The 25512-nt window shown below is 60.1% G+C and carries 31 protein-coding genes and 3 tRNA genes; 18 read left to right on the forward strand and 16 right to left on the reverse strand.

Annotated elements, in window-relative coordinates; translation table 11 throughout:
• Positions 1-156: 156 nt before the first annotated feature.
• The 6 genes from M729_RS0129260 to M729_RS01000000136160 form a co-directional block, all read right to left on the reverse strand.
• Positions 157-489 carry a hypothetical protein gene (locus tag M729_RS0129260; RefSeq protein ID WP_027163659.1) on the reverse strand — a complete coding sequence of 111 codons (333 nt, stop codon included), beginning with the start codon at positions 487-489 and terminating at the stop codon, positions 157-159.
• A gap of 119 nt (positions 490-608) precedes the next feature.
• Positions 609-1073: a hypothetical protein gene (locus tag M729_RS0129265; protein ID WP_027163660.1), complete on the reverse strand. Its 465-nt coding sequence runs from the start codon at positions 1071-1073 to the stop codon at positions 609-611.
• A 437-nt stretch (positions 1074-1510) separates the two neighbouring features.
• The gene (locus M729_RS0129275) at positions 1511-2278 is read right to left on the reverse strand and encodes a hypothetical protein (RefSeq protein WP_032809548.1); all 768 of its coding nucleotides are present in this window, start codon (positions 2276-2278) and stop codon (positions 1511-1513) included.
• Between the two features lie 211 nt (positions 2279-2489).
• A complete protein-coding gene (locus M729_RS1000000139090; protein WP_050596379.1) occupies positions 2490-3092 on the reverse strand; it encodes a hypothetical protein in 603 nt (200 codons plus the stop codon).
• Positions 3093-3508: 416 nt separating this feature from the next.
• A complete protein-coding gene (locus M729_RS0129285; RefSeq protein ID WP_027163663.1) occupies positions 3509-4081 on the reverse strand; it encodes a recombinase family protein in 573 nt (190 codons plus the stop codon).
• A 213-nt stretch (positions 4082-4294) separates the two neighbouring features.
• Entirely contained in the window at positions 4295-4543 is a 249-nt protein-coding gene (locus M729_RS01000000136160) for a hypothetical protein (RefSeq protein WP_050596380.1), read from the reverse strand.
• A gap of 494 nt (positions 4544-5037) precedes the next feature.
• Between M729_RS01000000136160 and M729_RS0129295 the strand changes: the two genes are divergently transcribed.
• Positions 5038-5265, forward strand: a complete 228-nt coding sequence (locus M729_RS0129295) for a hypothetical protein (RefSeq protein WP_027163664.1) — start codon at positions 5038-5040, stop codon at positions 5263-5265.
• Between the two features lie 16 nt (positions 5266-5281).
• Here M729_RS0129295 and M729_RS0129300 read toward each other — a convergent pair whose 3' ends face one another.
• A complete protein-coding gene (locus tag M729_RS0129300; protein WP_027163665.1) occupies positions 5282-6040 on the reverse strand; it encodes a Crp/Fnr family transcriptional regulator in 759 nt (252 codons plus the stop codon).
• 262 nt (positions 6041-6302) lie between these two features.
• On the opposite strand from M729_RS0129300, the gene M729_RS0129305 reads away from it, so the two are divergent.
• The 4 genes from M729_RS0129305 (at position 6303) to M729_RS0129320 (ending at position 8271) form a co-directional block, all read left to right on the forward strand.
• Positions 6303-6548, forward strand: coding sequence for a DUF982 domain-containing protein (locus M729_RS0129305; protein ID WP_027163666.1), 246 nt, complete (start codon positions 6303-6305; stop codon positions 6546-6548).
• A 76-nt stretch (positions 6549-6624) separates the two neighbouring features.
• Positions 6625-6801 (forward strand): DUF2158 domain-containing protein, encoded by a 177-nt coding sequence (locus M729_RS1000000138060; RefSeq protein ID WP_084652760.1) that lies wholly within the window; start codon positions 6625-6627, stop codon positions 6799-6801.
• A gap of 314 nt (positions 6802-7115) precedes the next feature.
• Complete coding sequence (locus M729_RS0129315; RefSeq protein WP_027163667.1) at positions 7116-7499, forward strand: hypothetical protein; 384 nt, start codon at positions 7116-7118, stop codon at positions 7497-7499.
• Between the two features lie 265 nt (positions 7500-7764).
• A complete protein-coding gene (locus tag M729_RS0129320) occupies positions 7765-8271 on the forward strand; it encodes a hypothetical protein (protein ID WP_027163668.1) in 507 nt (168 codons plus the stop codon).
• Between the two features lie 279 nt (positions 8272-8550).
• On the opposite strand, the gene M729_RS0129325 is transcribed toward M729_RS0129320, so the two are convergent.
• Positions 8551-8730, reverse strand: coding sequence for a hypothetical protein (locus tag M729_RS0129325; RefSeq protein ID WP_027163669.1), 180 nt, complete (start codon positions 8728-8730; stop codon positions 8551-8553).
• Positions 8731-8829: 99 nt separating this feature from the next.
• Here M729_RS0129325 and M729_RS0129330 point away from each other — a divergent pair, with 99 nt between their 5' ends.
• Positions 8830-9150: a hypothetical protein gene (locus M729_RS0129330; protein WP_027163670.1), complete on the forward strand. Its 321-nt coding sequence runs from the start codon at positions 8830-8832 to the stop codon at positions 9148-9150.
• Between the two features lie 90 nt (positions 9151-9240).
• Complete coding sequence (locus M729_RS0129335) at positions 9241-10245, forward strand: hypothetical protein (RefSeq protein ID WP_027163671.1); 1005 nt, start codon at positions 9241-9243, stop codon at positions 10243-10245.
• Positions 10246-10278: 33 nt separating this feature from the next.
• On the opposite strand, the gene M729_RS0129340 is transcribed toward M729_RS0129335, so the two are convergent.
• From M729_RS0129340 to M729_RS0129355, 4 genes are all read right to left on the reverse strand, one after another.
• On the reverse strand, positions 10279-10995 hold the full coding sequence (locus tag M729_RS0129340; RefSeq protein WP_027163672.1) for an SOS response-associated peptidase: 717 nt from the start codon (positions 10993-10995) through the stop codon (positions 10279-10281).
• 10 nt (positions 10996-11005) lie between these two features.
• The gene (locus M729_RS01000000136165) at positions 11006-12307 is read right to left on the reverse strand and encodes a hypothetical protein (RefSeq protein ID WP_050596381.1); all 1302 of its coding nucleotides are present in this window, start codon (positions 12305-12307) and stop codon (positions 11006-11008) included.
• Between the two features lie 125 nt (positions 12308-12432).
• Complete coding sequence (locus M729_RS1000000136715; RefSeq protein WP_084652762.1) at positions 12433-13872, reverse strand: tyrosine-type recombinase/integrase; 1440 nt, start codon at positions 13870-13872, stop codon at positions 12433-12435.
• A gap of 93 nt (positions 13873-13965) precedes the next feature.
• Positions 13966-14041: transfer RNA gene (locus M729_RS0129355), tRNA-Thr, on the reverse strand.
• A gap of 155 nt (positions 14042-14196) precedes the next feature.
• Between M729_RS0129355 and M729_RS1000000138070 the strand changes: the two genes are divergently transcribed.
• The 4 genes from M729_RS1000000138070 to M729_RS0129375 all read left to right on the forward strand — a co-directional run bounded on the left by M729_RS1000000138070 (position 14197) and on the right by M729_RS0129375 (position 16250).
• Positions 14197-14364: a hypothetical protein gene (locus M729_RS1000000138070; protein WP_084652763.1), complete on the forward strand. Its 168-nt coding sequence runs from the start codon at positions 14197-14199 to the stop codon at positions 14362-14364.
• A 204-nt stretch (positions 14365-14568) separates the two neighbouring features.
• Entirely contained in the window at positions 14569-14787 is a 219-nt protein-coding gene (locus tag M729_RS0129365; RefSeq protein ID WP_013531393.1) for a hypothetical protein, read from the forward strand.
• Between the two features lie 611 nt (positions 14788-15398).
• Positions 15399-15704 carry a BA14K family protein gene (locus M729_RS0129370; RefSeq protein WP_013531394.1) on the forward strand — a complete coding sequence of 102 codons (306 nt, stop codon included), beginning with the start codon at positions 15399-15401 and terminating at the stop codon, positions 15702-15704.
• A gap of 186 nt (positions 15705-15890) precedes the next feature.
• Complete coding sequence (locus M729_RS0129375) at positions 15891-16250, forward strand: hypothetical protein (protein WP_013531395.1); 360 nt, start codon at positions 15891-15893, stop codon at positions 16248-16250.
• Here M729_RS0129375 and bhcR read toward each other — a convergent pair whose 3' ends face one another.
• On the reverse strand, positions 16251-17072 hold the full coding sequence (bhcR, locus tag M729_RS0129380) for an HTH-type transcriptional regulator BhcR (protein ID WP_027163673.1): 822 nt from the start codon (positions 17070-17072) through the stop codon (positions 16251-16253).
• Positions 17073-17287: 215 nt separating this feature from the next.
• Here bhcR and gcl point away from each other — a divergent pair, with 215 nt between their 5' ends.
• The 3 genes from gcl to M729_RS0129395 all read left to right on the forward strand — a co-directional run bounded on the left by gcl (position 17288) and on the right by M729_RS0129395 (position 20970).
• Positions 17288-19069 (forward strand): glyoxylate carboligase, encoded by a 1782-nt coding sequence (gene gcl, locus M729_RS0129385; protein WP_027163674.1) that lies wholly within the window; start codon positions 17288-17290, stop codon positions 19067-19069.
• 26 nt (positions 19070-19095) lie between these two features.
• On the forward strand, positions 19096-19893 hold the full coding sequence (gene hyi / locus M729_RS0129390) for a hydroxypyruvate isomerase (protein WP_027163675.1): 798 nt from the start codon (positions 19096-19098) through the stop codon (positions 19891-19893).
• A gap of 159 nt (positions 19894-20052) precedes the next feature.
• Positions 20053-20970: a 2-hydroxy-3-oxopropionate reductase gene (locus M729_RS0129395; protein WP_027163676.1), complete on the forward strand. Its 918-nt coding sequence runs from the start codon at positions 20053-20055 to the stop codon at positions 20968-20970.
• 107 nt (positions 20971-21077) lie between these two features.
• Here the strand turns inward: M729_RS0129395 and rlmB are convergent, their stop codons facing one another.
• Positions 21078-21926 (reverse strand): 23S rRNA (guanosine(2251)-2'-O)-methyltransferase RlmB, encoded by an 849-nt coding sequence (rlmB, locus tag M729_RS0129400; protein WP_027163677.1) that lies wholly within the window; start codon positions 21924-21926, stop codon positions 21078-21080.
• Positions 21927-22124: 198 nt separating this feature from the next.
• Here rlmB and M729_RS0129405 point away from each other — a divergent pair.
• Together M729_RS0129405 and M729_RS0129410 are read left to right on the forward strand one after the other, a co-directional pair.
• Positions 22125-22209 (forward strand) — tRNA-Tyr (locus tag M729_RS0129405).
• 88 nt (positions 22210-22297) lie between these two features.
• Positions 22298-22371: transfer RNA gene (locus M729_RS0129410), tRNA-Gly, on the forward strand.
• Positions 22372-22447: 76 nt separating this feature from the next.
• Here the strand turns inward: M729_RS0129410 and M729_RS0129415 are convergent.
• Complete coding sequence (locus tag M729_RS0129415; RefSeq protein WP_024505802.1) at positions 22448-22912, reverse strand: YidB family protein; 465 nt, start codon at positions 22910-22912, stop codon at positions 22448-22450.
• Positions 22913-23044: 132 nt separating this feature from the next.
• Here M729_RS0129415 and M729_RS0129420 point away from each other — a divergent pair, with 132 nt between their 5' ends.
• On the forward strand, positions 23045-23302 hold the full coding sequence (locus M729_RS0129420; RefSeq protein WP_013531402.1) for a GlsB/YeaQ/YmgE family stress response membrane protein: 258 nt from the start codon (positions 23045-23047) through the stop codon (positions 23300-23302).
• 132 nt (positions 23303-23434) lie between these two features.
• On the opposite strand, the gene M729_RS0129425 is transcribed toward M729_RS0129420, so the two are convergent.
• Positions 23435-24322, reverse strand: a complete 888-nt coding sequence (locus tag M729_RS0129425; RefSeq protein ID WP_027163678.1) for a DMT family transporter — start codon at positions 24320-24322, stop codon at positions 23435-23437.
• Positions 24323-24634: 312 nt separating this feature from the next.
• Between M729_RS0129425 and tuf the strand changes: the two genes are divergently transcribed.
• The coding region (gene tuf, locus M729_RS0129430) for an elongation factor Tu (protein WP_027163679.1) at positions 24635-25512 on the forward strand (878 nt) is incomplete at its 3' end.

A 25512-nucleotide genomic window follows, 5' to 3' on the forward strand; every position in this document is an offset into this window, starting at 1 on the left:
CGTTATGCTCTCATCCCGCGTTGCCTTGAAGTTTGAGATCACGAGACGATGGCTTGAAGCGGAGCCGCATCCGCTGTGAAACCGGCCATCGGTTAGACCCTGACCCCGACGCACCTCTTGGGGCGATGCATCGGGGCAGGGACGATGGTCAGCGGCTCAGAGCCCGTGCGCCTTTCGCGCCGCTGCTATGGCCATAGCGTGATCGTGGAAGACGTGCCACTCGCCCTTAGCCGCAGCTTTGCGCAGCGCCGGGTAGTCATCGTCGTCCACGTGCTCAAAATACGTCTCCAGCGTCAGCCCATGCTGCTGAAGCACGTTGCGCTCCAGATGCTGAGAGAACGCAGTGACGACCACAGCCGCCTCGACATCCTCAATCCCGAAGGCTTCCCCGGTCGGAATTTCTCCGGTCTCCACGAAGGCATCAACGATGAACTGCTGTTGCGGTTCGCTATGGGTGTCGCGGAACCTGTCCAGGCTTTGGTCAGCCATACGAACAAACTCCGTGAACTGGGCTTCGCTCTTCTCATCTTCGGTTGGCTCCTCATTCTTGTCATCATCATCCCCGGTCTGGACCTCCTCAACAGGAGGCTTCTCAGAGCCAGCCGGGGCTACCGGAAAGAATAGCCGTAGGGGGTCAGCGCGGCGTTCACAGCCGCCGCATACTCTGCCTGGGTGTAGTGACCTTGGGCCACCATGTCCTTGGCCTGCTGCGGCCCCAACTGGATGCCTCCAATGGTCACCGGAACCTGGTCGACAAGGGCCTGAGGGGCTGCGTTGCTGAACGCCTTTGCAGATGCCGCCTGAGCCTTCTGTGCCTCGTTCAGAGCCTGACCGGTGTTGATGCCCATGCGTTGGGCCTGAAGCTGCTGGTTAGCTCGCAAGCCTGCTTCCGTCTGGGCTGCGATCTTCTCGTTGAACGCCGCGTCCTTCCGGCCCTGCTCGGCCTGCTCATGGTCGCGCCGCATCTGGTCCACGCGGTCTCCAAGGGCCTGCCGGTCCCGCGCTTCCTGCTCCCGGATGTTGACATAGTTGCTGTTGATCTGGAGCCCAGAGGCCCTGTTGAAATCGTTCATGCTGTTCGTTCCTTCAATGTGAGTGTGTTGACCTCGGAGCGGTATTGCCCCGAGACGTGTTGATGCGGTGGTGATGGAGGTTCAGGGTCGAGGCGTGAACCCGTAGGTCATGGTCTCTCGGCCCTCAGGACGTGCGTCGGACGTGGCTGGAGTGGACGGCGTGGAAAGCCCGTGGGTGCCTCCGGCGGGCTCTCTGCGGGGCGCTGTGGGCCTCATGAAGACCTCAGTCATGCCTTGAGCAACCGCTGCCGGCTCTAGCTCTGGATACCCGTAAACCATGTAGCAGCGGTCGGCGACGACAAGGACATTGGAGATGCCGGTCAGCCGCTCCAGTTCGCTCGACGTCCCTGCTTGGCCCTTACCGAGCGCTTCGACGATGACTAGGGCCGTCTCCCGGCTGGGGTAGTCTTCGGGTGGCAGGAGGCCGCGTAGACCACTCATGCCCGATCGCCCTTCGAGGTCATCCGACCCATACGGTAGAGGTACGCAATCGGTGATGCCTCGGGGTCCGCGATCTCATCCACCATGAGCGGGTCGAGGGTGCCCATTGCAACCAGCCGGTCCATGGTCTGGTGATACTCCTTCACATCGTTTCGGTTCATGTCGCGCCACTGATCCTTGCGCGGCTGAACCACGATCCCCTCCGTTGTTGCTCGTCTCAAGCTCCTTCGCTCCTGTGCTGCTTTAAGTGACTTCGTTCGGCGCATCTTTGCGCGCTGTGGAAGGGCATGGTCGGGTATCGCCCGCTGGCCCGGTAAATGGTCGAGCGTCAGCCGTTCGCGGCTGCCTCGCTTTCCTCGGTCATGGTCAAGTTTGTGCCGCTTGCCTCGCCTGTCCGCTTCCTGTCGGACCTTGGCCCCCAGCATCTCGCCCGCGACCATCTGGCTCCAGTCGGCCTGGGTGTAGCTTTCGCTCTCGGTCGAGGTCATGACCAAGAACAATACTTCCCGGTCGGTTAGTGCCTTTGGGTCACAATGCGCCTGCATGATATGGAAGGCAGTCCGGCGATAGACACAAACGCCGGTCTCGCTCACCATTCCGCGCCAAGGCTGGCCGGTTTGGTGTTCGATGGTCGAGGTCCCATCCGGGTGCTGATCAAGATAGGGGGCGAGATACGTGGTGACGGCTTCTGAGGTGACGAAGCGGTCATGGGGGTCAAAGTCTGGCCGTCGCATGGTGGCCAGAGCCTTTTCATCGGTGGTCATTATTCGACGATGTAACTCCTTGTGTAATGTAGGTATCCAGTCGGATGACAATCATGGTGACGTGGTCAGTGAACGCCAGAAGGCAACCAATTTGGGGACTTAGCGGAACCCTCGGGTTGAAGACCAATGAGAGAGACCAAGGAGGGAATTCCCCACTCCGGGCTCAACTCGAGTCCGGCCTCAGGTGTCAATCAAGTCGGGACTGAGGGTGTCATCCCTGATTCGGGAGAGCCTTCGCTTTCCAAGCCTTCCATGCCCTTATTTGGTCTGCTCGGGTGTTCACATGCAGGGAAACCATTCGGGGCGATGCTCCGGTGATCCTGCAGATGTCGACCTGGAGGAGGTCAGGGAAATGGTCGGACAGGAAGCAGACTTCCATCTGAGGTGTCATGTCCGACCCACGAGAGGCCTTGAACCCGTCGAGGCATTCCGTGGCCATTGTGACCATCGGACTTGAAGCAATCTCCGAGGCCATGGTCTGGACTGCTTCGTCCCATCGCTGGTCAATCCAAGCCTGCCCCTTTGGGGAGAGGACATCGAAAGGGAAGGCTCCAGCTTTCCTCGGATAGATGCACTTCCCAAGTCCAGCCTTCACGGCATCGACAGTAAGGCGTCTTCGGGCAACCCGAGTGTTTCCCGATTTGGACGCCTCAAGTTGCTCTTGGAGTAACCCGAGGTGGGACAGGATTGCTCGGACTTGTCGAGACCCGACGCCCTTGGTTGCGCCGTATTCAGTCACGGTGACCCAATTGCCGAGTGAGACGGTGTCGAGGTCGCCGGTGGATCGGTCGAGTAGTTCGGTCGTGTATTCCATTGCTCCTTTGTTGGCGTGGTCGATTTGGGCGATTGTCCACCCTCAAATGCATAGATGAGCAGACACGCGTCTGAACATTCGCACCTCACCAAGACCGACCACCCCGGAGACACCTTCAAGCGCCCTCGGAAGGAGCAACGAGGGTGCCTGTCGGGTCTGCACAGGGTGGTCGATCTGGGAGAAGAGCGTTGCGTAGGTGCTAGTGGAGGCCTTAATCGCCTTCGTCGTGCGGGTGCAAAGACCCTGCTCAGTGCTAGTGGGCACCCTATCCGTTTCGTAGTGCTAGTAGGGGCCTTTATCGCCCTTCCTAGTGCTAGTGGTGTGGGTTGTCCCTTCTTAGAGCTAGTGGTGTACCTATTCAGCGCCTCGTAGTGCTAGTGGAGGGGCTTGTCCCGAGAGGGAGCTGTTGGGTAGTGCTAGTGGGTGGGTTTATGCCCTGCCAGCACCTTCTGGACCGCTGAGGGTGAACACCCGGCTTCTTTTGCAATCTGCCTCACAGAGCAGCCCTCAGCCTTCAGGGCCTTGATCAGGGCATAGTCGAGCGTCACGGGCCTGCCGGTCTTCCATGGCTCGCCTTGGGCCGCTGCCTTTGCCTTCGCCTTGGCGATGCCTTCCATCTGCCGCTCCTTGCGAAGCGCCGTCTCAAACTCCGCGATGCTGGCGAGGATGCCGAACACCAACTTGCCCGTCCGGGTGGTCGTGTCGAGCGAGGCGTCGTCCAGCACTTTGAAGCCAACATTCTTCTTATCGAGCGTCCCGACGATCTGGTGGAGGTGCGCCGCTGATCTCGCCAGACGGTCCACCTTGGTCACCACGAACACGTCGCCCTCACGGGCAAACTCTAGAGCCTTCTCAAGCTCGGGTCTCATCTCGTCCAAGCCAGACCGCTTCTCGCTGAAGACCTTCTCAGCGTCGGCAGCCGTCAGCTTCTCAAGCTGGGTGTTGAGGTCTTGGCCGGTGGTGCTAACGCGGGCGTAGCCGATGATCATCGTGTGCACTATCCTCTAAGATCGTTGGTGAACGACACTTAGTGGACGATTAGTGTACATGTCAAGCGACGTGTTCACGAACGTATAGGTTTGTGGACATCGCCGCTGTAGCGCGGAGCTAAAGACCGATCAAGCGTCATCTAGTGGTGAAGGTCTGACGCTTGGTACCTCGCGATGATCGGCAAGATCCGACCCTTTGCAGTCATTCGTAACCTACAATTTTGACGCTATGGCAGCACCAACCAACAGAATGGCAAAGACAAGCCAAAGGGTTAGCACCGCCTTCCATTCCTTCTTCCGATTTTGAAGGAAAAAATTCATATACCGTCCCTGCCTATCCATAATTGGCAGGTCTTTCATCACTACATAACCAATCAGGACGATAAATAGTAATCCAGGTATAAATGCTCCAATTCCAAGGATATTGGTGAGAAAACCCTTTGGGCCAAGAAGGTCAGTCATTCCTTGTGATCCGATCATAGTTTGGGGCAGAACGATCCCACCTTAGGCCTACGGCACTGGCATATCGTCTTTCGGTAGGACTTCGATTAACAGCCGCTTTCCACCGCTGCGCCACCCTACGCGTCGGGTACTAAGCCGAGACATAGCGCAACCTTTGCCGCCACCCTTAGCGCCACCCAATGAGCCCCTTTGGCTTGCCTTGCCGTGCCACAAGCGATGCACAATCCCCACGAAACCTAAGCAATGCACGGCTTTGCGCCCCTGCTGTGACATAGGCTGTGACATGGGCAGCTTTCGCGCGCGGTCTTAGTCGCGCATCGTGCGTCCCACGCGGGCGCGGTAAGATGAGGGGGTACGGGGGGTCGGCGCGCGTGCCAGTTATCCGATCACCCGCTCAGAAATTTCTACCAAATATTCCGCCGCCTGCTTGGTATTTTTCGAACATTGAATTTTTCCATGGAAGGAGTTGGATACCCACGGCTGTGGAGGCTGCCATGGACGGGATGACCACCTACAGACCTGGGGTTACCATTAGGGAACTCATTCTGGGGGTCTTAAACAAAGCTCCAAAGAGTGAAATCGTGTCCGTCAAAGCGACCATCGCGGCTGTCCGCGAACAGGTCCCGCAGCTTCCGGAAACAGACTGCGAATTGGTGGCGGCAATTGTCGAGATGTGCTCGCTGTTTCAGCTCGGCGTGGCTTTCGACGTTAAAGAACCTTAGCGCTCCTAGGGGAGGTTCATCCGATAGCGCTCTCTAGCGGTCTACGCCCGGCATGCCGAGAGGGGGCGATGTCCCCAACCAGCCGAACGTAGTCGGCCTCTGGCTTGCCGTAGGTGCCCCCTGCGCATGCCGCAAGGCCGCTGCGGTCCCTGATGTGCACTTCGCCACGTCGAGAATAGATCAAACCACGTCCTTCCAGCTCTTGCAGCCCAACGGTAACTCCCGGGCGTCTTGCTCCAAGCATGACGGAGAGAAACTCATGGGTGATCGCAAGGCGATCGCCGTCGATCCGATCGTCACACATTAGAAGCCAACGCGCCAAACGCTCTTCAAGGTTTGATCTTGCGTTGATCAGAGCCGTATAGCTGGTCTGGATGTGGAAATAGTGGACGTAGCGTAGCAGGAACAGGCGCAACGTTGGGCTGTTCGCAAGAGCCGTCTTGAATGGTGCTGCTGCGATCCGCAAGGCGTTGCCCGGCGACTGGACGTAACACTCATGCGCCGCATAGTCAGCGCCCATCACGAGCGCGGCACCGGTCATTCCCTCAAAGCCGACAAGGCCTACCTCGGCCTCCTTACCTGAAGCCGTCGCGACCACAGAGGCAATGCCGTCCTCCAGGAAGTAAACCGTCTCGATCTCCGAATCGGCTTTCTCTAAGGTCATTTTCAGCTTGAGGTCACACAGTTCAAGGTGTGGCTGCAAAAGCCCCAGGTCACCAGGGTTAAGCCGACGCAACAATTGGTTTTTATAGGAATCGTTCTTTGGATTGGTCATAGCTCAATCCCGCTTGGGGCAAGAGCTTTCCAATCTCCCTGCCGTCCGCGCCCGTAAACACGTGCAGACGATTTCGAGAAGATACGCCCTCTGGCGCGCGATTGACAGTGAAATGCGATTCGATGCACGGCGTTCCCCCAGCCGGCGAATTACAAACAGGCGCGTGCAAAGTTAAAGGGTTGGAATCGTACAGAACTCTGCTTCGTACGAAACCAACAATCGCGCACTACCAAAGAGACAAGACGTGCATTAGATTTCACTAATGGCTCTCCATTGGTTCAGCCCTGTGGTCCCCGTAAGGACTGACCGTCCAGGCGTCCGCTTCAGGGTCAGCCACGTCGAGGGTGCCGCCGAGCAACTCCTGAAGTGGACCAAGCGTGGCCCTAAGTGGACCTTCGCGGTGCGCGTCTGCATGGCCGCTATGTCAGATGAACTGCCCGCTCAGGATGCCCGCAAGGCGTTTGAAGAGGCCGCAAAGGAAGAGAAGATGTTCCTTACTCATGGCTAGTTCTCCATTCCGCTTGCCACCACGTCCCGCGTCTGCTTACTACCTTTGATTGTTTTCGAACACCGGGAGGGGGATTATGGCATTTAAAGTTGGCGACATTGTTCAATTGAAGTCTGGCGGACCGGCGATGACGGTCGTTGCATTACACACTCCTACATCTCTTCACACATCATGGTTCGCTGGCCACAAGAACGAAAAAGCTTTTTTCCATCCGGATGCTTTAGTCGTCTTCGTAGACGACAAAAAGAAATGACGGCGCAAGCTGCTGCCGCATGGATGCTTAAAGCCTTAGAGGAAGAGGGGACGCTTTACCAAGACGTCGCCGTTGCCAACATTATGCAGGCTTTTGGGGGCGACCTTGCTGGCATAAATGCCAAAGGAAACTCCTCGATTAATCCATCGGTCTTAAAAGCGTTTAACCAGCTTACCCCAACCGCTGTGTGGAGTCGTTCTGGGCGATTCTGGCGATGGCGAGCGGACTACGACGTTCCTGGCCGACAGCAGCCTTGATCGTCGGCGAAGCCCTTAGACAGTCCGGCGGTTTGCACCTAACTTGGGAGACATGAAATGATCCATTTGCGCGCCGCCGTTCTAGCGGCTACAGCCCTGATGCTTGCTCCGACGCAGACGGTGGCTCAGGAGACCATGGAAGCGGGGCCTTTCGATCCAAAAGCATTCCAACTCATGTTGAATGAGAAACTTGGCTCAAAAGCCGAGGGTGTAACTGTCTACAAAGCGGCTGCCTTTGCATCCGTCACAAGTGACGTCCAGAAGGCCGTAGAGGCCATTGGTAACACGACCGATTTTATTGCAGCGTCTCTCTGCTCGAAACCGTCACGTCCAACCAAGATTACACTTCATCTGACCGCCGGCTTTGACTTGGTATTTTCAGGTGAAACTGGCTCTGAAGTCGAATGGGATCTGGAGATCGTCTGTCCCCGGATGAAGTAGTGGGGGTCTCCTCTGTACCTGTGCCCCCTCAGTCACCCTGGGCGAACTACAGGGGGACCGAGAGGGGAGCGTTGACGGAAGGCTCTCAGGTAGGATCTCAGGTGTACCCTAAGGTTCCCTCTCAGGTGCTGTTCGCCACCCCTGCGGGAGGATGCTGTAAGACCTGTCCGCTCTTTCGTTAGTCTGTTGATCGACTTCTATACAAGCGCTTTGGAATATAGGAAAAGAAGCCTGCAGTGGCGCGGCGCAAGAACTAAGGAAAGCGATGCTCAATTCCGATGACTGGAAGTTAGCGGTCGAAGACGCGCGCTTCAGGCATAACGCTTTGGTTAGTCTAATCATTGCCTCAGACAATCAAGCTTTAGCGCTGATGCGACTTTTCCTGACCGTGGCTACCGCCACTGGTGCGGGTTTTGCGTCGGTAATCGTCCCTCACACTTTGATCCAGACCCCACTCGCGTGGTCGCTAGCAACCGCTACGCTAGCGATGGTTTATTCGGCTTGGCAGTGCTTCCGCGTAATCAGTCCTCGGATTATAAATCTTCCCGGTAGGGGTGCCGACTTCTGGCTCTGGGCGGCAGATGCCACCGGGACCCGTGAGGAAGTCTTCCGGCAATACCTCAAGGTCCTCGCTGAAAAGCACGAGATCAATAAATCTGTCAACGAAAGCCAAGCCTCAGCTCTGCGGTGGGCAAAGCTGGGCGGCATCCTGTCTCCCGTGGTTGCGCTGGTAGTCGGCGGATTGGCGGCAGTGATGCCGAATTTGCTTTAGCGTTCCCGCTTCGTTGGGACTTCGCTCTTTCGACTATCCCAATCGGTGGGAGGCGGCGGTGGGGGTGGGGGCGGCGGCGGTTCAGGCTCTTTTTCAGACATAGTCGGTGCCTCGGTCTCTTTCTGCCTAGATCCATAGCACGTTTGCTGGAGTCGTTCTCTCAAATTTGCCGCCTCTCCATCCGCGCCCTGGGTTGGCTGCGAGGTCAGTTCGCTTTAGACCGAGTTCCGGCTTTGGGCTACTGCCTCTACGCGCATCGTGCGGCCGTTACCGTCCCTCCTAGCGTGTCGCGCGGCGCGGTGCAGAGCGCGCATTAAGCTGGTCCTGAAGCCGCCCGTTGAGAACGATCATTTCCTTGAGCGCCTTCATTACGTCCCCTTTGTGGATAGCAACGAACTTGTCGGCTACGGCTTGAAGGGCAGCCCCTTGTCGGCTGTCCAGTGTCACAATGTGGTCCATGGCGATCACTCCGACGCTTCATGTCAGCAGTGAACAAAAAGAGAACAAGAATGTCAAGAGCGGATTGACCAAGCGAGGAATGAGTTCCTATTTTGGGACATGCCTGACACTGGTGGACGTCGAAAGCGCGGTGGCGAATGGAAACTCAGCAATGCCCATGAGATTGGGCAACTCGTGCTGGTCCGTTGCGGGCTGTGCAACGTCAAGCGTTGGTACCTGCCGGGTGACCTGACGGAAATCTTCGGGGACATCGAGGCTGAATTGGTGGGGAGCAAAATGAGCTGCAAACGGTGTGGCAAGAATGAGTACATGCACGCCGAGACGCAAAACCCATCGGCGCGAGAGCGGCAGGGCATTCGGATGACACGGCTCGCTGAAATAAGGACGGTGCGGCGTGTGGTCTGGAGGGAACAGGATTGACGGGCACTTGTGGCCGTGAGTCTCGGTCCCACATTGCCAAATCGTCCAAGCGGAAGGTAATCGTAACCTCCACACTACAGGCTTGCTGGAATGACTGATTCGGATGGAGAGAACGCGAGGGCTTACCTCGATAGCTTGCGGCGCGGCGACCTGTCGGCGCTGCTCCTGTATGCGCGGGTGGAGACAGGTGTCCAGCTAGGCGATTTCGGGAGCGGGCAATGGGTCGTAGTCGTGCACGCCCCGCAGCCTTTCGCGGAGGCCCTGTCCACTCTGTCGGACATCGACCGGAAGCGCATCGCCGAGGCGGCGGTTAGCAAGAAATCCGGCTCCGACTATCGCGCACCTGCTGACATTATCGTCAAGGTTGCCAGTGATCGCCTGGAAGGTCCGGTCACGCTTCTTCCCGACCTTGTCATCCACCGCGCGATGATGACGGCTGTTGCCACGGGGAAGGGCGGTATCCAGGAGGTGGACGACTACTACGTCGCCCGGCATTTCCGGCTGGTGGAGGGATGCGCGGCAGCGGGCATCAAGTACGAGAACCCGCACGAGAGCCTGTGGGACTTCTACCGCTTCTGGAAAGCGGAGGGTATGGATGCATACCAACCTCGGAGAGAATACGTCCGCAAGCTCTTCGCGGGGCCGTTGGCTGCCGCCGTGGGCCGCGTCCACAACCCGAGTCCCGTCGCGGAACGGGAGCCGACCGGATGGGAGCGCGTCGACCGTTCCCTTGCCAAGACCCGCACGCAATTCTCGACGGCCTCGGCGGAAGAGGACTGGCAGGCCATCGGATTGGTCTGCCGCGAGGTCCTGATCTCGCTCGGGCAAGCAGTCTACGTTGAAGGAACCCATGAGAGCGCCGACGGCGTGAAGCCGAGTCCTACGGATGCGAAGAGAATGCTGGAGGCCTATGTGAGGTACAGGCTGCCGGGGGATGGGTACAAAGAGGTGAGAACCCACGCTCGGGCCGCTGTTGACCTTGCTGTGCATTTGCAACACCGTCGCACGGCAACGCGGCAGTTGGCGGCTCTCTGCCTGGAGGCGACTTCGTCGGCTGTCTCTGTGGTGGCGATAATCGCGGGTCGAGGCGTCTAGGGCCACGCGAGGCGGTGACAGTGCGTGCGGCCCCTACAACAAAGACAACTGGCCATTTGTTGCTGTGCCCCCTTGCTGTGGAAACTTGATCTGCGTGGCCGGCTTTCCAACAATCACCAGGGCATCGTCCGGTGCCGTGCGCTGTAGCCGCCTTGCCTCGGACCATGGCTCGGTAAGCCACGTCTCGGTCTCCTCTTGCGTCCTGAGGATCACGGGCATGGCCTTCTCGTGAATCGGCTTGATGAGGGCGTTAGGTGCTGTCGTCATGAAGCCGTAAAGCTCGAAGTCGCCGGGACCGTCCTTGACCTTCCGAACCCCATGCCAAGGCGTCCATAGGCCAGCGAAGAAGAACAGCGGGCGGTCCTCGCCAAGGGCAAACCAGTAGTTCCTCTGCACGCCCGTCTCCGGGTCCTTGTCGCCCGGTGTGGGGCTGGGTTCTGCGAAGCTCGTCACGGGGACCACGCAACGATGCTCGACACCAACGTACTGCTGCCAGTGGCCGTATTGCGGATTGCGTATGTTGGTCGTGCCATAGTCTGCCTTACCCTTCACCCGCTCGGATGGGGTCGGCATTCCCCAAAGCAGGTTGGCAACCTCCCGCTCCCCGTCCAGCGCATTGCGGACCACCGGTCCAGGGCGGTTGGGATAGATGTCAATCGACGGCTCAAGGTTGCCTAAGATGTCCCGCAAGGTACCGGTCCATTGGCGGATGGCCTCTTGCGACGTGGTGAGATTATAGAGGTTGCACATGGCTGGTTCCTTAGGCGTGGCCTTCGCTGACTAATCCAGAGCCAAGGATCGGTTGCTGCCTAGCGTCGATGCCGACAATTACTCGCGTCAATCGGTGGACGAGATCAGCCAAATCTAGGATGCGCTGATCTTCTTCTCTCGTCGAATATGGCGAGACCAAGTTGCCATGCATCACGGAATTTCGCAGCTTCCTCCAAGCGCTGACATTCGCGGCTGTGACGGCGCCCCCCTGCCGAAGGTCCCCTAGGAAACTGGACACGGTCTTTGTTTCAGCTCTAGTTAATTCGTCAAGAATGCGCCTCTTCAGCCTCGCGTCGCCGTCCCAGGTCTGAGTGTGATCCCGAAGCGCGCTCAAGTCCTTCTCGACGAAGTCGGCCTTCAGTGGAATTGGCCCCATCAACAGCTTTGCAAGACCCTCTGCGACGCTCGCCAAAGTAAGGCAAAGCACCCAGCGCGATCCTTGTGTCGCTTGTATGACCTCTTCGTAAAGGCGTGTGATCAGATGCGGCTCGGAATTTGGATGCCCCCCTTCGTCACGCGTATTCGCAACATGTTCGAGCAATTTCCCGTAGAGGGTCCAGAAGTCCGGCTTTGATTCGAAGGGATTTCCATCCACCAATGAGGCAATGCCCGAGTCTATAAAACGCCTTGGAGACGGTCGCAGCCAGACCTGTGCTCTGCCATCTCCAAAGTTCCGCGCCACGAGGCGAGGAAAAATTAACTGACCCAGCAAGATTCGCAACGGCTCGCTCAGCCAATTCTCGATACATGGGTGCGGCAGCGCCTTGGACGACGTAGCCGTAACCCAGAGAGCGCTTCCGTCCTTCGTACGGAAGAACTCAATTTCGGAATCGAGAACCTGTACTGTTTGCTTGGCGAGCCGGCGACTATATTCGACCTCGACGTCATCAAGCGTGGTGACCGTAACCATCGCCTTCTCTACAGGCACCCGCACCTCAGGCTGAAAGACCAACTCCACGCTCGATAGTTGGGAAACCCATCGCCCGGACGCGCTAGTGAGAAGCGAGTCCAACTCGCCCCACAACTCCCAAATGCCCGTCTTCGTCTCTCCTAGCTGCGGATTTGTCCAGCCTGCTGCCCACTCAGTTCCCTGTATGTCCGTGGCAAAGAGGCGAAAGGTGTTGGAGGTATCGTAGGGATCTTTCTGCTGCTTAGCGAGCCGCTTGAACGCATCCGCACTGTCTGATGGTGTGGCATACATCCGATACTCAATTTCGGTGAAGCTCTTAATTACAATGCGACCTGAGCCGGCAAAGACCGGAGGTTCAAAGTCACCGCCGATCATCTTCATCGTCGGACAGTCGATTGTGATTGGAAGCGGTTTGAGCAGATGCCGCCAGCGATCTAGCGTCCGTATAGGCACTGGAGCGGATGCTGGGGTCAAGAAACCTCCTTCATGTCATTTGCTCGGCAGTTCTACGTCATTTCAGACAGTTCGGAAGGCCTCTCGATGTGTTCTTCTCCAAGTGCTTTCAGCATTGCCTCAGTCGCCACCTTCAGCCGCGCTTCTTCGCCGCCGTAGTTGTCCCCCGCACCACCCCCTGAGTGGCCCATGATCGACCGCTTGAGCTTCTCGGGGACCCAAGCGATCACCAGCAAGTCCTCCATGCGGTGCCGCAACGAGTGGGTGGTGACCTTCCTGTCCGTAACCGCAGCTCTGACGTGCTTTCCAAGCGCCGCCGAGGCTTTGTCGCCGCCACCTTCGTGACCGTAACGGGCAAACAGCATCTTCCTGTCACCCGCTGCTGTGACGGCTTCGCGCGCCGCCTGGAGGGCGTCACCAATCAGGGGGACCTTCCGGCGAGAGACCTCGGTCTTGACCCGGCGCTCGTCATGCCACTCAACGTCGATATGCGGATATTGGGCCTCCAGCATAACGTCACCGACCCGAAGGCCGGTAATCTCGGATAGACGGCAGCCGGTTCCTTCTAGGAGCCGCCAAATCTGTTGAAGGTCCTCGGCGGCGCGGTCAAGGACCCGCTCCCGCGTCGCGGCCAATTGCTCGGGTGTGAAGGGGAGCCTCTTTCGCTTGTCCGGCTCCCTACTGCTGTCGGCAACATCAAGTTTCTCAAATTGGTTCTTTGTGCCGGTTAGGTCGAACTCACGAATGCCATGGGCGATGATGGCGCGCACAACATTGAGGTATCGGTCGACAGTCGCGGCAGTCGGAATTTCCTTCAACATGGCGTCAACAACGGTTCTGGCGTCGGCGCGCTTCATGTCCGCCAGCACCGGGTCGTAGCCGAGTGCCGACTTCACATGCGCGACCACGCGCTCGGCTTGTTGCTCATCCCGCTTCTTCGATTTCTCTGAAGGATTGGTCTTGGTGAAGCGGTCCTTCAGATAGAGCCGCTTGGCATCCTCCAACGTGGGCGAGGGACCGACCGGCTTATTTGAGGAGGTCAGTAGCGTCAGCAGTGCCCGGTCCTCGTCAGAGACGCCAACGGGGTGGTCGGTCTCTTCGTCCCTCGGATAGCCTTTAGCGATCTGCTCAGCGACGACATCGCGAGCAATCCATTCCGATCGTTCCTCAGGATCATCAGGATCGCCGCTGCCGGCGCGATACGGGTTGAAGCCGAGGTCCCGAAGTCGCTTGGTTGCTTGGTCGAACAGTTCGCGCGCTGTGAGCTTCGCTGCCGGGGCCTTCACCCCATGCAACTCGTCCCACGCTTTCGCGAAGATTTGCTCTGCCTCGGCGTGGGTGGCGTCATACTGCTTGCGCACCTCGGCGTCGGTTTTGCCGAGGCGAAGCACCATCTCAGTCTTGCCAAGAATGCCTAGGAGTGCCTTGGGCACCTTCCTTCGATAGACCTTCCTATTGCCGCGCGGCTGGACATGTTCCAGTGCCATTTTCATCCTCGGTGTACCCCTCGGTGTACCTTTTGGTGTACCTCGGGGGACGTTGAAACCCTTGAGTTCCTTGATTTCTGGGGATAGTCGGGTGGAAACTGGTGCCCCCGGACGGAATCGAACCGCCGACCTTCGGTTTACAAAACCGCTGCTCTACCAGCTGAGCTACAAGGGCACGGCGCTCCGGTTAGCATATTTGTTGCGCCAGTAAAGACAAAACTCCGTTTTTCCCGGCATGCCGCATGGGCCGTCGGCGAGGGCATCCTGAAAACCGCCGGATTGCTTCCTACATCTAGGGAAGGGTGCAATCGCTTCGAGCAGGGGTGTCGCATGATCAGATTTGTCATCATTCTCCCGATCATCTTCGTGGCCTGGATGCTGCTGGTGAAGATCATCAGCGACGTGAAGAAGGCCAATGTCGACTGGATCGGCGTCACCACCATCATCGGCTTCATCGCGCTGGCGTTCTGGCTGCGCCATGTCACGGGGATGGGGTGAGGGAATAGGGGAATAGGGGAATAGGGGAATAGGGGAATAGGGGAATAGGGGGCGACGGGTCATTGGTGTCCGTGCCGTCGCCGCGCTGGCGTCAACGGCGTCCCACAAAAAATCTCCTCAACCTTTCGAACCTTTTGCTGCGCCGCGCCGACTGATGGTCAGAGGCGAATGGGTCGCCTCGATCAAAAGATCCAGGAGATCATCATGTTCAAGCGCACTCTTACCTCGGGCCTCGTCGCCATCTTCGTCGCCACCGGCGCGCTCGCCGGCACTGTCGGCACGTCGTCAGCCCACGGCATGCATGGCCATCATCATCACCACCACAACCATCACAAGAAGCACTTCAAGAAGTTCTGGTGGAAGCACTACAACCACCACCACAACCATCACCACAGGCACGGCAGGGTGATCATTTTCCTTTGATGGAGGGACCCAATTCCCCAAGAGGGCGGCTTCGGCCGCCCTTTTTGCGTTCGGCGATCACCTTGTGAAGTAGGGCGGCAAAGCTGCTGATCCCCGGCAAGCTACGGCATGCACACATTTCCAAGCAACTGCTCTTTGGCGATGGAGTGCATGGCAGCTTGGCGCATGAATTGCCTATGCGGCGCTGGTCCCGCTCCGTCTCGGCTTCGCCGAGCCACCGCTCCCCCGATCGACGGGGTAGAGGGAAGGCGCCAAGCTTTTGCCGTCAACGCTCGCCCAGCAACGCTCCTTACCTTTCCCTCCGGAGGGGGGAAAGGTAGCGCTGCGAAGCAGCGACGGATTGGGGGACCCACGCGGCAATCGGGCCTCGGGCCGATCAGTCACCCCAGTCATAGCGGGTATGTGCATGGCGTAGCCCCAGCAAATGGGGGAGATTGGCCGCATCAACGTCCTCTCCAACCTCTTCCAGTCGCCGTCAGCGTGGACCTCGGTCCATCCGATTTCCCGGATCTCAGAAAAATCAAAAAAAGTTCGAACCTTTTTCCTGGCTGCGACGACAGATGATCAAGAGGCGGATGGATCGCCTCGGTCAACGAAGCAAGGAGATCGTCATGTTCAAGAACACACTCGTTTCCGGCCTTATCGCCACCGCCGTCGCCGCCGCCACGCTGGCCGGCACCGTGCAGCCTTCGGCCGCCCACAGCCATCACCACAACCGCGAAATCGGCATCGGCATTGCTGCCGGCGTCGGCGGCTTCGTCCTCGGCAGCTTGCTCGCCCAGCCGCGCACCGTCTATGTCGACGAAGGCGGTGGCTCGTGGCATGTCCGCCGCTGCTACGATCGCTATGCCAGCTACGACGCGGACTCCGATACCTATCTCGGCCACGACGGATACCGCCACTATTGCCGTCTCTGAGGGGAGGACCCGTTCAGCAACAGAGGGGCCCATGCGAGCCCCTCTTCTGTTGTCTGGATGGTAGCGGTGCGTGCTCCATCGGCCGCTTCAGCGCAGAACTGAAGGGATTGGTCCGGCGACAGATCGGACAGTGTACAGAGATTTTCCGAGCGTCTATTCTGGACCGCGAAACGCGGGGAGAGACCCTTGGACGAGCAGGACCCCAGGGAAGACCTGGTCGAAACGGTTTTCCGCAACGGCACCGTCACCACCGTCGGCATCCTGCTGGCGTTTTCGCTGGGCTTCATCACCCATTGGGCCGCCAACCCGATCCCGTGGCAGACCTACCATCTTGTCGCCGTCCTGCCGATCCTGGCCGGCATTGCCTTGCAGATGCGGGCGCTCTCGCTGCTGCTCGACACGAAATGCCTGCAGCGGCGCATCTATGAACGCGCCAACCGCATCTTCATGGCCGGCCTGATATTCACCGCCTGCGGCGTCGGCATGGCCATCCTTCTCGATTTCTTTGATATCGCGACCAGGAGCGCGCTGCCCGGGGCGGGCTGATCAGTCGGCTCGCACGCCACCGATCATCCTGGTCACCTCGGCTGCCGCATCGCGCACCAGCGGGCCGATCTCGGCCAGCCGCTCCGGCGTCACCCGCACCGTCGGCCCTGACACGGAAACGCCGCCGATCGGCTCGCCGAATTCGTTGAAGATGGCGGCTGCCACGCAACGCATGCCGGGGTGCCGCTCCTCGTCGTCGACCGACCAGCCGCGCTGCTTGATCCGCGCCAGATCGTGGGCAAGCGCCGAAATGTCGGACAGCGTCCTGTCGGTGAAGCGCTGCAGGCCTGCCTTGCGCAGGATGGTTCCGACGCGCTCCGGCTCGAGATGCGCCAGCACCGCCTTGCCGATGCCCGACGCATGGAAGGGGCTGCGCGTGCCCGGCCGGAAGAAGGCGCGGATCGCCTGATGCGTCTCGACCTGGCTGACGAAGACCACGCAATCGTCCTCGGCGACGCCGAGATTGGCGGTCTCGCCGGTTCTCTCCATCAGCTCCTGCATGACGACACGCGCGCGGTCGACCAGCTTGCGGCGGCGCAGGAAGGCCGCGCCCATACGGTAGGTCTCGACGCCGATCGACCACAACTGGTCTGATGTGTCGAATTCGACCATTCCGTGGTTTTGCAGCGTCGTCAGCATGCGGTAGGCGGTGGAGGCGGCAAGCCCGCTCTGCGCCGATATTTCGCTCAGCGACAGGCCGCTGCCTTCCGCGACAATGGCCAGGATTCTCAGCGCCCGATCGAGCGACTGCACCGAACTGGCCTCCGAAGGCCCATTGAAAGCGCGCGGCCGGCCGCGCTGGCGTTTTTCCGTGGTTTCCATGGCGTCATTCTCGACCGATTTCGCCAAATGCACAATGAAAAAATTTTTCACTGATATCGCCGGCCGAATTGCTGGAAAACGGAAAATCCAACAAAATCAGCGCATAGCCGTCGTTTTCTAGAAATGAAAAAATATTCTGAAAAAATTGAAAAATAGCCGGCGTGCTGGCATCCTCAGCCAATCCAACAATGACAAACCCCGTGGAGGGCTGGAAAATGGCCAGGATGCGCGCTGTCGATGCCGCGGTTCTCGTTATCGAAAAGGAAGGCATTTCCTGCGCTTTCGGCGTGCCTGGCGCGGCGATCAATCCGTTCTATTCGGCGCTGAAGGCGAGGGGAACGATCCGCCACGTGCTTGCCCGTCACGTCGAGGGCGCCTCGCACATGGCGGAAGGCTTTACCCGGGCCAAGGCAGGCAATATCGGCCTGTGCATCGGCACTTCGGGTCCGGCCGGCACCGACATGATCACCGGGCTCTATTCGGCCGCCGCTGATTCCATTCCGATCCTGTGCATCACCGGCCAGGCGCCGCGGGCGCGGCTGAACAAGGAGGATTTCCAGGCCGTCGACATATCAGCCATTGCCGCGCCGGTCGCCAAATGGGCGGTCACGGTCATGGAGCCCTATCTCGTCCCCATGGCGCTGCAGAAGGCCTTTCACCTGATGCGCTCGTCGCGGCCGGGTCCGGTGCTGATCGACCTGCCGGTCGATGTCCAGCTGGCCGAGATCGAATTCGACATCGATGCCTATGAGCCGTTGACGCCGTTCAAGCCGGCCATGACGCGCGCCCAGGCCGAAAAGGCGTTGACGATGCTCAACGCCGCCGAAAAGCCGCTGATCGTCGCCGGCGGCGGCATCATAAACGCCGATGCGTCGGACCTGCTGATCGAATTCGCGGAAATTTCAGGCGTGCCGGTCATCCCGACCTTGATGGGCTGGGGCGCGATCCCCGACGACCACCGGCTGATGGCCGGCATGTGCGGGCTGCAGACCTCGCACCGCTATGGCAATGCGACGATGCTGGAAGCCGATTTCGTCTTCGGCATCGGCAACCGCTGGGCCAACCGTCACACCGGCTCCGTCGATGTCTATACCAAGGGCAAAAAATTCATCCATGTCGACATCGAGCCGACGCAGATCGGCCGTGTCTTCGCGCCGGATCTCGGCGTCGTTTCGGATGCTGGTGCTGCGCTGAAGATGCTGCTCGACGTCGCCACCGAGTGGAAGACGGCAGGCAGACTGCGCGACTGGTCCGGCTGGGCGAAGGAATGCCAGGCTCGCAAGAAGACGATGAAGCGCAAGACGCATTTCGACCAGGTGCCGCTGAAGCCGCAGCGTGTCTATGAGGAGATGAACAAGGCGTTCGGCCGCGACGTCACCTACGTCACCACGATCGGCCTGTCGCAGATCGCCGGCGCGCAGTTCCTGCATGTCTACAAGCCGCGCAACTGGATCAATTGCGGCCAGGCCGGCCCGCTCGGCTGGACCTTGCCGGCTGCCCTTGGCGTGCGCGCCGCCGATCCCGACCGGACCATCGTGGCGCTGTCGGGCGACTATGATTTCCAGTTCATGATCGAGGAACTGGCGGTCGGCGCCCAGCACAAGCTGCCCTATCTCCATGTCGTGGTGAACAACGCCTATCTCGGCCTGATCCGCCAGGCGCAGCGCGGCTTTTCGATGGACTTCGAGGTCGACCTTGCCTTCGAGAACATCAACCGGGCAGGCGATCCCGAGGCCGGCTACGGCGTCGACCATGTTGCCGTCGCCGAGGCGATGGGCTGCAAGGCGGTCAGGGTGCGCAAGCCGGAAGAGTTCGCCGGTGCCTTCAAGGAGGCGCAGCGGTTGATGAAAGAACACCGGGTTCCGGTTGTCCTCGAATTCATCCTCGAACGCGTCACCAACATCTCGATGGGCACCGAGATCGACAAGATCACCGAATTCGAGGACCTTGCCGAGAGCCACGAAGATGCGCCGACGTCGATCGTCATGCTGGATTAGGCTTGGCGGAGAAAAGGAGAAAAAGAATGCCGCGTTTTTCAGCCAATCTTTCGATGCTCTTTGGCGAGCATGAGTTCCTCGACCGTTTCGATGCCGCCGCCCGCGCGGGGTTCAAGGGTGTCGAATATATCGGCCCCTATGACCATGCGCCCGATGCCGTCGCCGCCCGGCTGAAGAAGAACGGCCTGACGCAGGTGCTTTTCAACCTGCCGGCCGGCGACTGGGGCAAGGGCGAGCGCGGCATTGCCGTGCTGCCGGACCGCGTGCCGGAATTCCGCCAGGGCATCGCCAAGGCGATCACCTACGCGCAGGCGCTCGGCTGCCAGCAGGTCAATTGCCTGGCCGGCATCGCGCCCGCCGGCGCCGACCGCAAGGTGCTGGAGGACGTCTTTGCCGAAAACCTCGCCTTCGCGGCGGAAAAGCTGGAGCAGGCCGGCATCAGGCTGCTGATCGAGCCGATCAACACGCAAGATATCCCGGGCTTCTTTCTCAACTATTCCGACCAGGCGCTGGCGCTTATCGACCGTGTCGGGTCGAAGAACCTGTTCCTGCAATATGACATCTATCACATGCAGATCATGGAGGGGGATCTCGCCCGTACCATCGAGGCAAACCTCGACCGCATCGCGCATATCCAGCTTGCGGACAATCCAGGCCGTCACGAGCCGGGGACGGGCGAGATCAATTTTCCCTTCCTGTACGAGCACATCGACCGCATCGGCTATTCCGGGTGGATCGGGGCGGAATACAAGCCGAAGGCCGGGACGGAGGCTGGGCTGGGGTGGTTTCAAGCATTAGCCAGGCAGGGAAGTGCTGCGGCCTAGCCAACGCCGCGCCCCCTCATCCGGCCCTTCGGGCCACCTTCTCCCCGGTGGGGAGAAGAGACAGGCACCAACGTCGGCTTCTCTTCTCCCCTCGGGGGAAGATGGCCGCGCTAGCGGCCGGATGAGGGGGCGTTTCACACAAGCAACTGGAGAACCAAAATGGAAACCATCGGCTTCATCGGCCTCGGCATCATGGGCGCACCGATGGCGGGGCACCTGTTGGACGCGGGCTACAGGGTCATAGCCAGCGACCATCGATCGAAACTCTCAGCCGATCTCGTCGCCAAGGGCCTAACGTCAGTCACCGGCCATGCTGCCGTGGCGAAGGCCGCCGACATCATCATTCTGATGGTGCCCGACACACCGCAGGTCGCCGATGTGCTGTTTCACGAGAACGGCGTCGCGTCCGGTCTGACCAAAGGCAAGCTGGTCATCGACATGAGCTCGATCTCACCGATCGAGACCAAGATTTTTGCCAGGAAAATCAATGATCTAGGCTGCGACTATCTCGACGCGCCGGTCTCGGGCGGCGAGGTTGGCGCCAAGGCGGCGTCGCTCACCATCATGGTCGGCGGCGAGGAAAAACCCTTCGAGCGCGCCAAGCCCGTGTTCGAGAAGATGGGCAAGAACATCACCCTGGTCGGGCCCAACGGCGTTGGCCAGACCACCAAGGTGGCCAACCAGATCGTCGTTGCGCTGACCATTGAAGCCGTCGCCGAAGCGCTTGTTTTTGCTTCGAAAGCCGGCGCGGATCCGGCCAAGGTCAGGCAGGCGCTGATGGGCGGGCTGGCGGCTTCGCGCATTCTGGAAGTGCATGGCGAGCGTATGGTCAAGCGCACCTTCGCCCCGGGTTTTCGGATCGAACTGCACCAGAAGGATCTGAACCTCGCGCTGGAGGGCGCGAAAGCGCTCGGCGTGTCGCTGCCCAACACGTCGACCACGCAGCAGCTGTTCAACGCCTGCGCGGCCAATGGCGGCGCCAAGGAGGATCATTCGGCCCTGGTCAGGGCGCTGGAGAGGATGGCCGATTTCGAGGTCGGCAGCGAGGCTGCCGGCACCCGGGGCAAAGCGGCATAGGTCAGGAGAGGGCGGCGCAACGTTCCCAAGCCGCCAACTCCTGGCCCATCGAAGAACGGGTTCCGGCGTCTGTCGGGACCCGTTTCTCGTCGAGATGGTTTTTTGGCTTAGCCGCGCTTCAAAAATGCCCGTGCCACGTAAAGGCTGATCGCTGCGGCATTCGATACGTTGAGCGAATGGATGGCGCCGGGCATGTCGAGCCGCGCCAGCGTGGTCACCGTCTCGCGGGTCTTCTGGCGCAGGCCCTTGCCCTCGGCGCCCAGCACCAGTGCGATCTTTTCTCCGGCAAAGCTCTTTTCGAGTTCGGCCGGCGCGTCCGAATCAAGCCCGATGGTGCGAAAGCCGGCCTCGTGCAGCTGGCCGAGCGCTTCGGCGAGGTTCTTCACCTCGATCTGGTCGATGTGCTCCAGCGCGCCCGAGGCGGATTTCGCCAGCACGCCCGATTCCTGCGGGCTGTGGCGGGCCGTGGTGATCAGCGCGCCGGCGCCGAAGGCGACCGCCGAGCGCAGGATGGCGCCGACATTGTGCGGGTCGGTGATCTGGTCGAGCACCAGCACCAGCTTCGCGTCACCAAGCGCATCGAGCCGCTTGGCTTTAAGCGGCTCGGCCTCGATCAGCACACCCTGATGCACGGCATCCGACCCGGTGATCTTGTCGATATCCCTGGGTTCGACCAGTTCCGTCTTGAAGGGCAGGGCGGCGAGATCGGCGATTTCGAGGCGCTCGGCCGCATTGCGCGTCACCAGCATCTTCCTGATCTTGCGGCGCGGATTGTCGAGTGCGGCGCGAACCGTGTGCAGGCCGTAGAGCCGCACCAGTCCGTCCGCGGCATTTTCGCCCGGCGGAACCGGCTGTCGAGGCCGGAACGCCGGCGCGCCGCCGCTTTTCTCGTCGCGATAGGCGCGGCGCAGCTTGGCGTAATGGGTGTCTTTGGGGGTGTTGGTTTTATCGCTCATGGCTGGCTTCTATAGCGGTGTCCTCCGGCCAAGGATATGGCCCGCCGTCACAGCCGGCGAACAACATCGAAAAACGCTGGCTGCGCGGTTGACACCCAATGGCCTTGCCGCCATAAGGCGCTGCGCTGGTTTCGGAGAACACATAACTCGGGTCCGGATCGGCGTGAATGCCTCGTTGCATGGCTCCGGCGGCAGACTGGAGAGGTGCCCGAGTGGTTAAAGGGGACGGACTGTAAATCCGTTAGCTTAGCTTACGTTGGTTCGAATCCAACCCTCTCCACCACTGCCGGCCCGGAAGCCTGAAACGCGACAAGAATCGGACCGAAAAGTGCATGGCGCTTTTCGGATGAATCCGGTACTTCAGGTAAGGCGCGGGTATAGCTCAGTGGTAGAGCAGCAGCCTTCCAAGCTGAATATGCGGGTTCGATTCCCGCTACCCGCTCCAGACACTCATCCCATCACCGGCAAGCCGAAGCACTGCGCACGAAGCGCAGCGCTCCAATTGTCGTGGCTGCGCCGCGTCAGCTGTTGAACGCGGATGCGACCTGGTGCTGCTGCGGCACCTGGCCGTTCGGCGTCAGCTTGTCGACGATGCCGGGCAGGGCGGTGGACAGTTGCTTGAGCAGTTCCTGCTCGTCCAGTCCGGTCCGTTGCGCGATCTCGCGGATGATCTGCGGTCCGATCGCGGCGCCAAGATCGTTGGCGTTGATCGACTGGTTCTGGCCGGTTCCGACCCAGGAGTCCGCGGTGTTGCCGTGACCGGCGTCCCGGAGCTTTTCGAGCAGTCCGCCCAGGCCGCCCAGCAGGCCACCGTCGGCGGATGTGGTTTCCGTCGGGACGGGGGCGGTCGGAGCGGGCACGGGAGACTGTTCCGGTTCTTCGGCACTTCTGCCGCTCAGCATCTTGCCGACCAGCAATGCGCCGAGTGCGATCATCAGGGGTTTGGTGATGTTGCCGCCGGGAACGGCGTTGTCAAAAAGTCCCATCGTGGATCCTCCATAGCGACCAAGGCCCGACCCCTCCTCAACAATGAAGCATTCGGGCGGAATTTCAAGCTGGCTTGAGGTTTTGACAATCATATGAAAATGTTCGGCTGGCGAGGGGATGGAGAGGAAAAAATGGGTATCATCAGCTGGATCATTCTCGGCGTGGTCGCCGGCTTCATAGGCAGCAAGATCGTCAACAAGACCGGCCAGGGTGTCATAATGGATATCGTGCTGGGCATCGTCGGCGCCATTGTCGGCGGGCTGATCTTCAGTGCCTTCGGCGCATCTGGCGTCACCGGTCTCAACATCTACAGCCTGATCGTTGCCGTCATCGGGGCGGTGGTTGTTCTGTGGGCCTACCATCAGTTCAGCGCAAGGCGGACGCTTTAGGCGCCTGCGGATCGTCTGAGGTTTCGAGTTTCTGAAGGCAAGACCGGCTTCAGGCCGGTATGCCCGGCAGTGGCTTGCCTATGGCATCGGGGCGGCGAAAACAAAGATCGGCGTTCCCGCAATGAAACGAGGCTAGGCGACGACGGCCAACCGGCGCTGGCGCTGATCCAGCGACACGATGGTCAGTCCGCTGCCGACGACCAGCAGGATGCCACAGACCGCCAATGTGTTGGGGAATTGCCCGAACACCAGCAGGCCCGAAATGACCGCCCAGACGGTGAAGCAATAGTAGAACGGCGCCACGGCGCTGGTCGGTCCGACGCGATAGGCCATGAAGATGAAGAAGTGGCCGAAGATCAGGAAGAATCCAGCACCTGCCATCAGCAGCAGGTGATGCGCCCCGGGCATGACCCAGCGCTCGGAAACAAGATGCGCGGCGCCGGCGCCGATCAGCACCACCACGACGGCGGAAATCGCCACGATCATCCCCGGCACCTCGGCCGAGACCCGCCGGCCGGCTAGGTCGCGCGCCGCTGCAAGGGCTGCGTTGCCGAGCGCCAGCAGGGCATAGACCGAAATGCCTTGCATGGTCGGCTGTGCCACCATCAGCGCGCCGACGAAGCCGAGCCCGATCAGCGCCATGCGCCGGCCGCCGATCCGCTCGCCAAACAGGATCGAGGAGCCAACCAGCATCAAGAGCGGCGTGATCTGGCCGAGCGCGGTGGAATCGGCGATCTGCATGTTGGCGAGCGCGACCACATAGCAAAGGATCGCCGCCAGTTCGAGCACGTTCCGGCTCAGGACGCGCTTGTCGAAGATCAGCGGGATCTGCTTGCCGTAGCCCAGCGCGAACAGCAGCGGGAAGCCCCAGAGGGCCGCCGCGGCACCCCGCAGAAACAGCACCTCATAAGACGGCAGGCCCGCCGTCGCGAGCTTCATCATCGTGTCGTTGACGAGATACGACCCCGTCGAGACGATCATGAACAGCGGGCCGCGGATAGAGGCAGGGATGAAATGCATCCGGCCACAAGATCAGAGGCGGATGGCGGCGGCAATGGTCCATGGCCTGGCCATGATTCAGACAGGGCTGGGCAAGCAAGCCGGCGCTTTCGCGGCCTCGATCGGTCGGCCCGCTACCCCTTCATTTTGCCCGGAGCCTTCCTATATCAGCGCCACATCCCCGCAATCGGATCGATGGTTCGGACTGAGTGAGACGGCACCCGGCCAAAAGACGCTTGTGTTTTTTGGCCTTTGTCGCTAATCGCCCCGCATTCGACTGAACTGAAGGTCTTCGACCGAACTGAAGATCCGGGCCGTCCAAGGAAAGAGACAATGGCAAAAGGTAAATTCGAGCGTAACAAGCCTCACGTGAACATCGGCACGATTGGCCACGTCGACCATGGCAAGACGTCGCTGACGGCGGCGATCACCAAGTATTTTGGCGAATACAAGCGCTACGACCAGATCGACGCTGCCCCTGAAGAGAAGGCGCGCGGCATCACGATCTCGACGGCTCACGTCGAATACGAGACGGCCAACCGCCACTACGCTCACGTCGACTGCCCCGGCCACGCCGACTATGTGAAGAACATGATCACCGGCGCCGCGCAGATGGACGGCGCGATCCTGGTCGTGTCGGCTGCCGACGGCCCGATGCCGCAGACCCGCGAGCACATCCTGCTGGCCCGTCAGGTCGGCGTGCCGTCGATCGTGGTGTTCCTGAACAAGGTCGACCAGGTCGACGACGCCGAGCTGCTCGAACTGGTCGAGCTCGAGGTTCGCGAGCTTCTGACCAAGAACGAATTCCCCGGCGACGACATTCCGATCGTCAAGGGTTCGGCTCTGGCTGCTCTCGAAGACTCGGACAAGAAGATCGGTGAAGACGCGATCCGCGAGCTGATGGCTGCGGTCGATGCCTACATCCCGACGCCGGTCCGTCCGCTCGACAAGCCGTTCCTGATGCCGATCGAAGACGTGTTCTCGATCTCGGGCCGCGGCACGGTNGTGACNGGCCGCGTCGAGCGCGGCGTGGTCAAGGTCGGCGAGGAACTCGANATCATCGGCATCCGTCCGACGACCAAGACGACCTGCACGGGCGTGGAAATGTTCCGCAAGCTGCTCGATCAGGGCCAGGCTGGCGACAACATCGGCGCGCTGCTGCGCGGCGTTGATCGTGAAGGTGTCGAGCGCGGCCAGGTTCTGGCCAAGCC

Origin of the sequence: Mesorhizobium sp. WSM1293, from assembly GCF_000513875.1 — a bacterium.
Classification (GTDB): Bacteria; Pseudomonadota; Alphaproteobacteria; order Rhizobiales; family Rhizobiaceae; genus Mesorhizobium; species Mesorhizobium ciceri.

Bases quoted from the DNA above. Each gene is read 5' to 3' on its own strand.
- M729_RS0129305 (WP_027163666.1), top strand. From the start codon at position 6,303: ATGGCTCTCCATTGGTTCAGCCCTGTGGTCCCCGTAAGGACTGACCGT.
- bhcR (WP_027163673.1), bottom strand. From the start codon at position 17,072: ATGGAAACCACGGAAAAACGCCAGCGCGGCCGGCCGCGCGCTTTCAAT.
- M729_RS0129265 (WP_027163660.1), bottom strand. From the start codon at position 1,073: ATGAACGATTTCAACAGGGCCTCTGGGCTCCAGATCAACAGCAACTAT.
- M729_RS0129285 (WP_027163663.1), bottom strand. From the start codon at position 4,081: ATGATCATCGGCTACGCCCGCGTTAGCACCACCGGCCAAGACCTCAAC.
- M729_RS0129295 (WP_027163664.1), top strand. From the start codon at position 5,038: ATGGACGGGATGACCACCTACAGACCTGGGGTTACCATTAGGGAACTC.
- M729_RS0129260 (WP_027163659.1), bottom strand. From the start codon at position 489: ATGGCTGACCAAAGCCTGGACAGGTTCCGCGACACCCATAGCGAACCG.
- M729_RS0129325 (WP_027163669.1), bottom strand. From the start codon at position 8,730: ATGGACCACATTGTGACACTGGACAGCCGACAAGGGGCTGCCCTTCAA.
- M729_RS0129415 (WP_024505802.1), bottom strand. From the start codon at position 22,912: ATGGGACTTTTTGACAACGCCGTTCCCGGCGGCAACATCACCAAACCC.
- M729_RS1000000139090 (WP_050596379.1), bottom strand. From the start codon at position 3,092: ATGGAATACACGACCGAACTACTCGACCGATCCACCGGCGACCTCGAC.
- M729_RS0129335 (WP_027163671.1), top strand. From the start codon at position 9,241: ATGACTGATTCGGATGGAGAGAACGCGAGGGCTTACCTCGATAGCTTG.
- M729_RS1000000138060 (WP_084652760.1), top strand. From the start codon at position 6,625: ATGGCATTTAAAGTTGGCGACATTGTTCAATTGAAGTCTGGCGGACCG.
- M729_RS1000000136715 (WP_084652762.1), bottom strand. From the start codon at position 13,872: ATGAAAATGGCACTGGAACATGTCCAGCCGCGCGGCAATAGGAAGGTC.
- M729_RS0129275 (WP_032809548.1), bottom strand. From the start codon at position 2,278: ATGACCACCGATGAAAAGGCTCTGGCCACCATGCGACGGCCAGACTTT.
- gcl (WP_027163674.1), top strand. From the start codon at position 17,288: ATGGCCAGGATGCGCGCTGTCGATGCCGCGGTTCTCGTTATCGAAAAG.
- hyi (WP_027163675.1), top strand. From the start codon at position 19,096: ATGCCGCGTTTTTCAGCCAATCTTTCGATGCTCTTTGGCGAGCATGAG.
- M729_RS01000000136165 (WP_050596381.1), bottom strand. From the start codon at position 12,307: ATGAAGATGATCGGCGGTGACTTTGAACCTCCGGTCTTTGCCGGCTCA.
- M729_RS0129320 (WP_027163668.1), top strand. From the start codon at position 7,765: ATGCTCAATTCCGATGACTGGAAGTTAGCGGTCGAAGACGCGCGCTTC.
- M729_RS0129395 (WP_027163676.1), top strand. From the start codon at position 20,053: ATGGAAACCATCGGCTTCATCGGCCTCGGCATCATGGGCGCACCGATG.
- M729_RS0129420 (WP_013531402.1), top strand. From the start codon at position 23,045: ATGGGTATCATCAGCTGGATCATTCTCGGCGTGGTCGCCGGCTTCATA.
- M729_RS0129425 (WP_027163678.1), bottom strand. From the start codon at position 24,322: ATGCATTTCATCCCTGCCTCTATCCGCGGCCCGCTGTTCATGATCGTC.
- M729_RS0129365 (WP_013531393.1), top strand. From the start codon at position 14,569: ATGTTCAAGCGCACTCTTACCTCGGGCCTCGTCGCCATCTTCGTCGCC.
- M729_RS0129340 (WP_027163672.1), bottom strand. From the start codon at position 10,995: ATGTGCAACCTCTATAATCTCACCACGTCGCAAGAGGCCATCCGCCAA.
- M729_RS0129315 (WP_027163667.1), top strand. From the start codon at position 7,116: ATGATCCATTTGCGCGCCGCCGTTCTAGCGGCTACAGCCCTGATGCTT.
- rlmB (WP_027163677.1), bottom strand. From the start codon at position 21,926: ATGAGCGATAAAACCAACACCCCCAAAGACACCCATTACGCCAAGCTG.
- M729_RS0129370 (WP_013531394.1), top strand. From the start codon at position 15,399: ATGTTCAAGAACACACTCGTTTCCGGCCTTATCGCCACCGCCGTCGCC.
- M729_RS1000000138070 (WP_084652763.1), top strand. From the start codon at position 14,197: ATGATCAGATTTGTCATCATTCTCCCGATCATCTTCGTGGCCTGGATG.
- M729_RS0129300 (WP_027163665.1), bottom strand. From the start codon at position 6,040: ATGACCAATCCAAAGAACGATTCCTATAAAAACCAATTGTTGCGTCGG.
- M729_RS0129330 (WP_027163670.1), top strand. From the start codon at position 8,830: ATGCCTGACACTGGTGGACGTCGAAAGCGCGGTGGCGAATGGAAACTC.
- M729_RS01000000136160 (WP_050596380.1), bottom strand. From the start codon at position 4,543: ATGACTGACCTTCTTGGCCCAAAGGGTTTTCTCACCAATATCCTTGGA.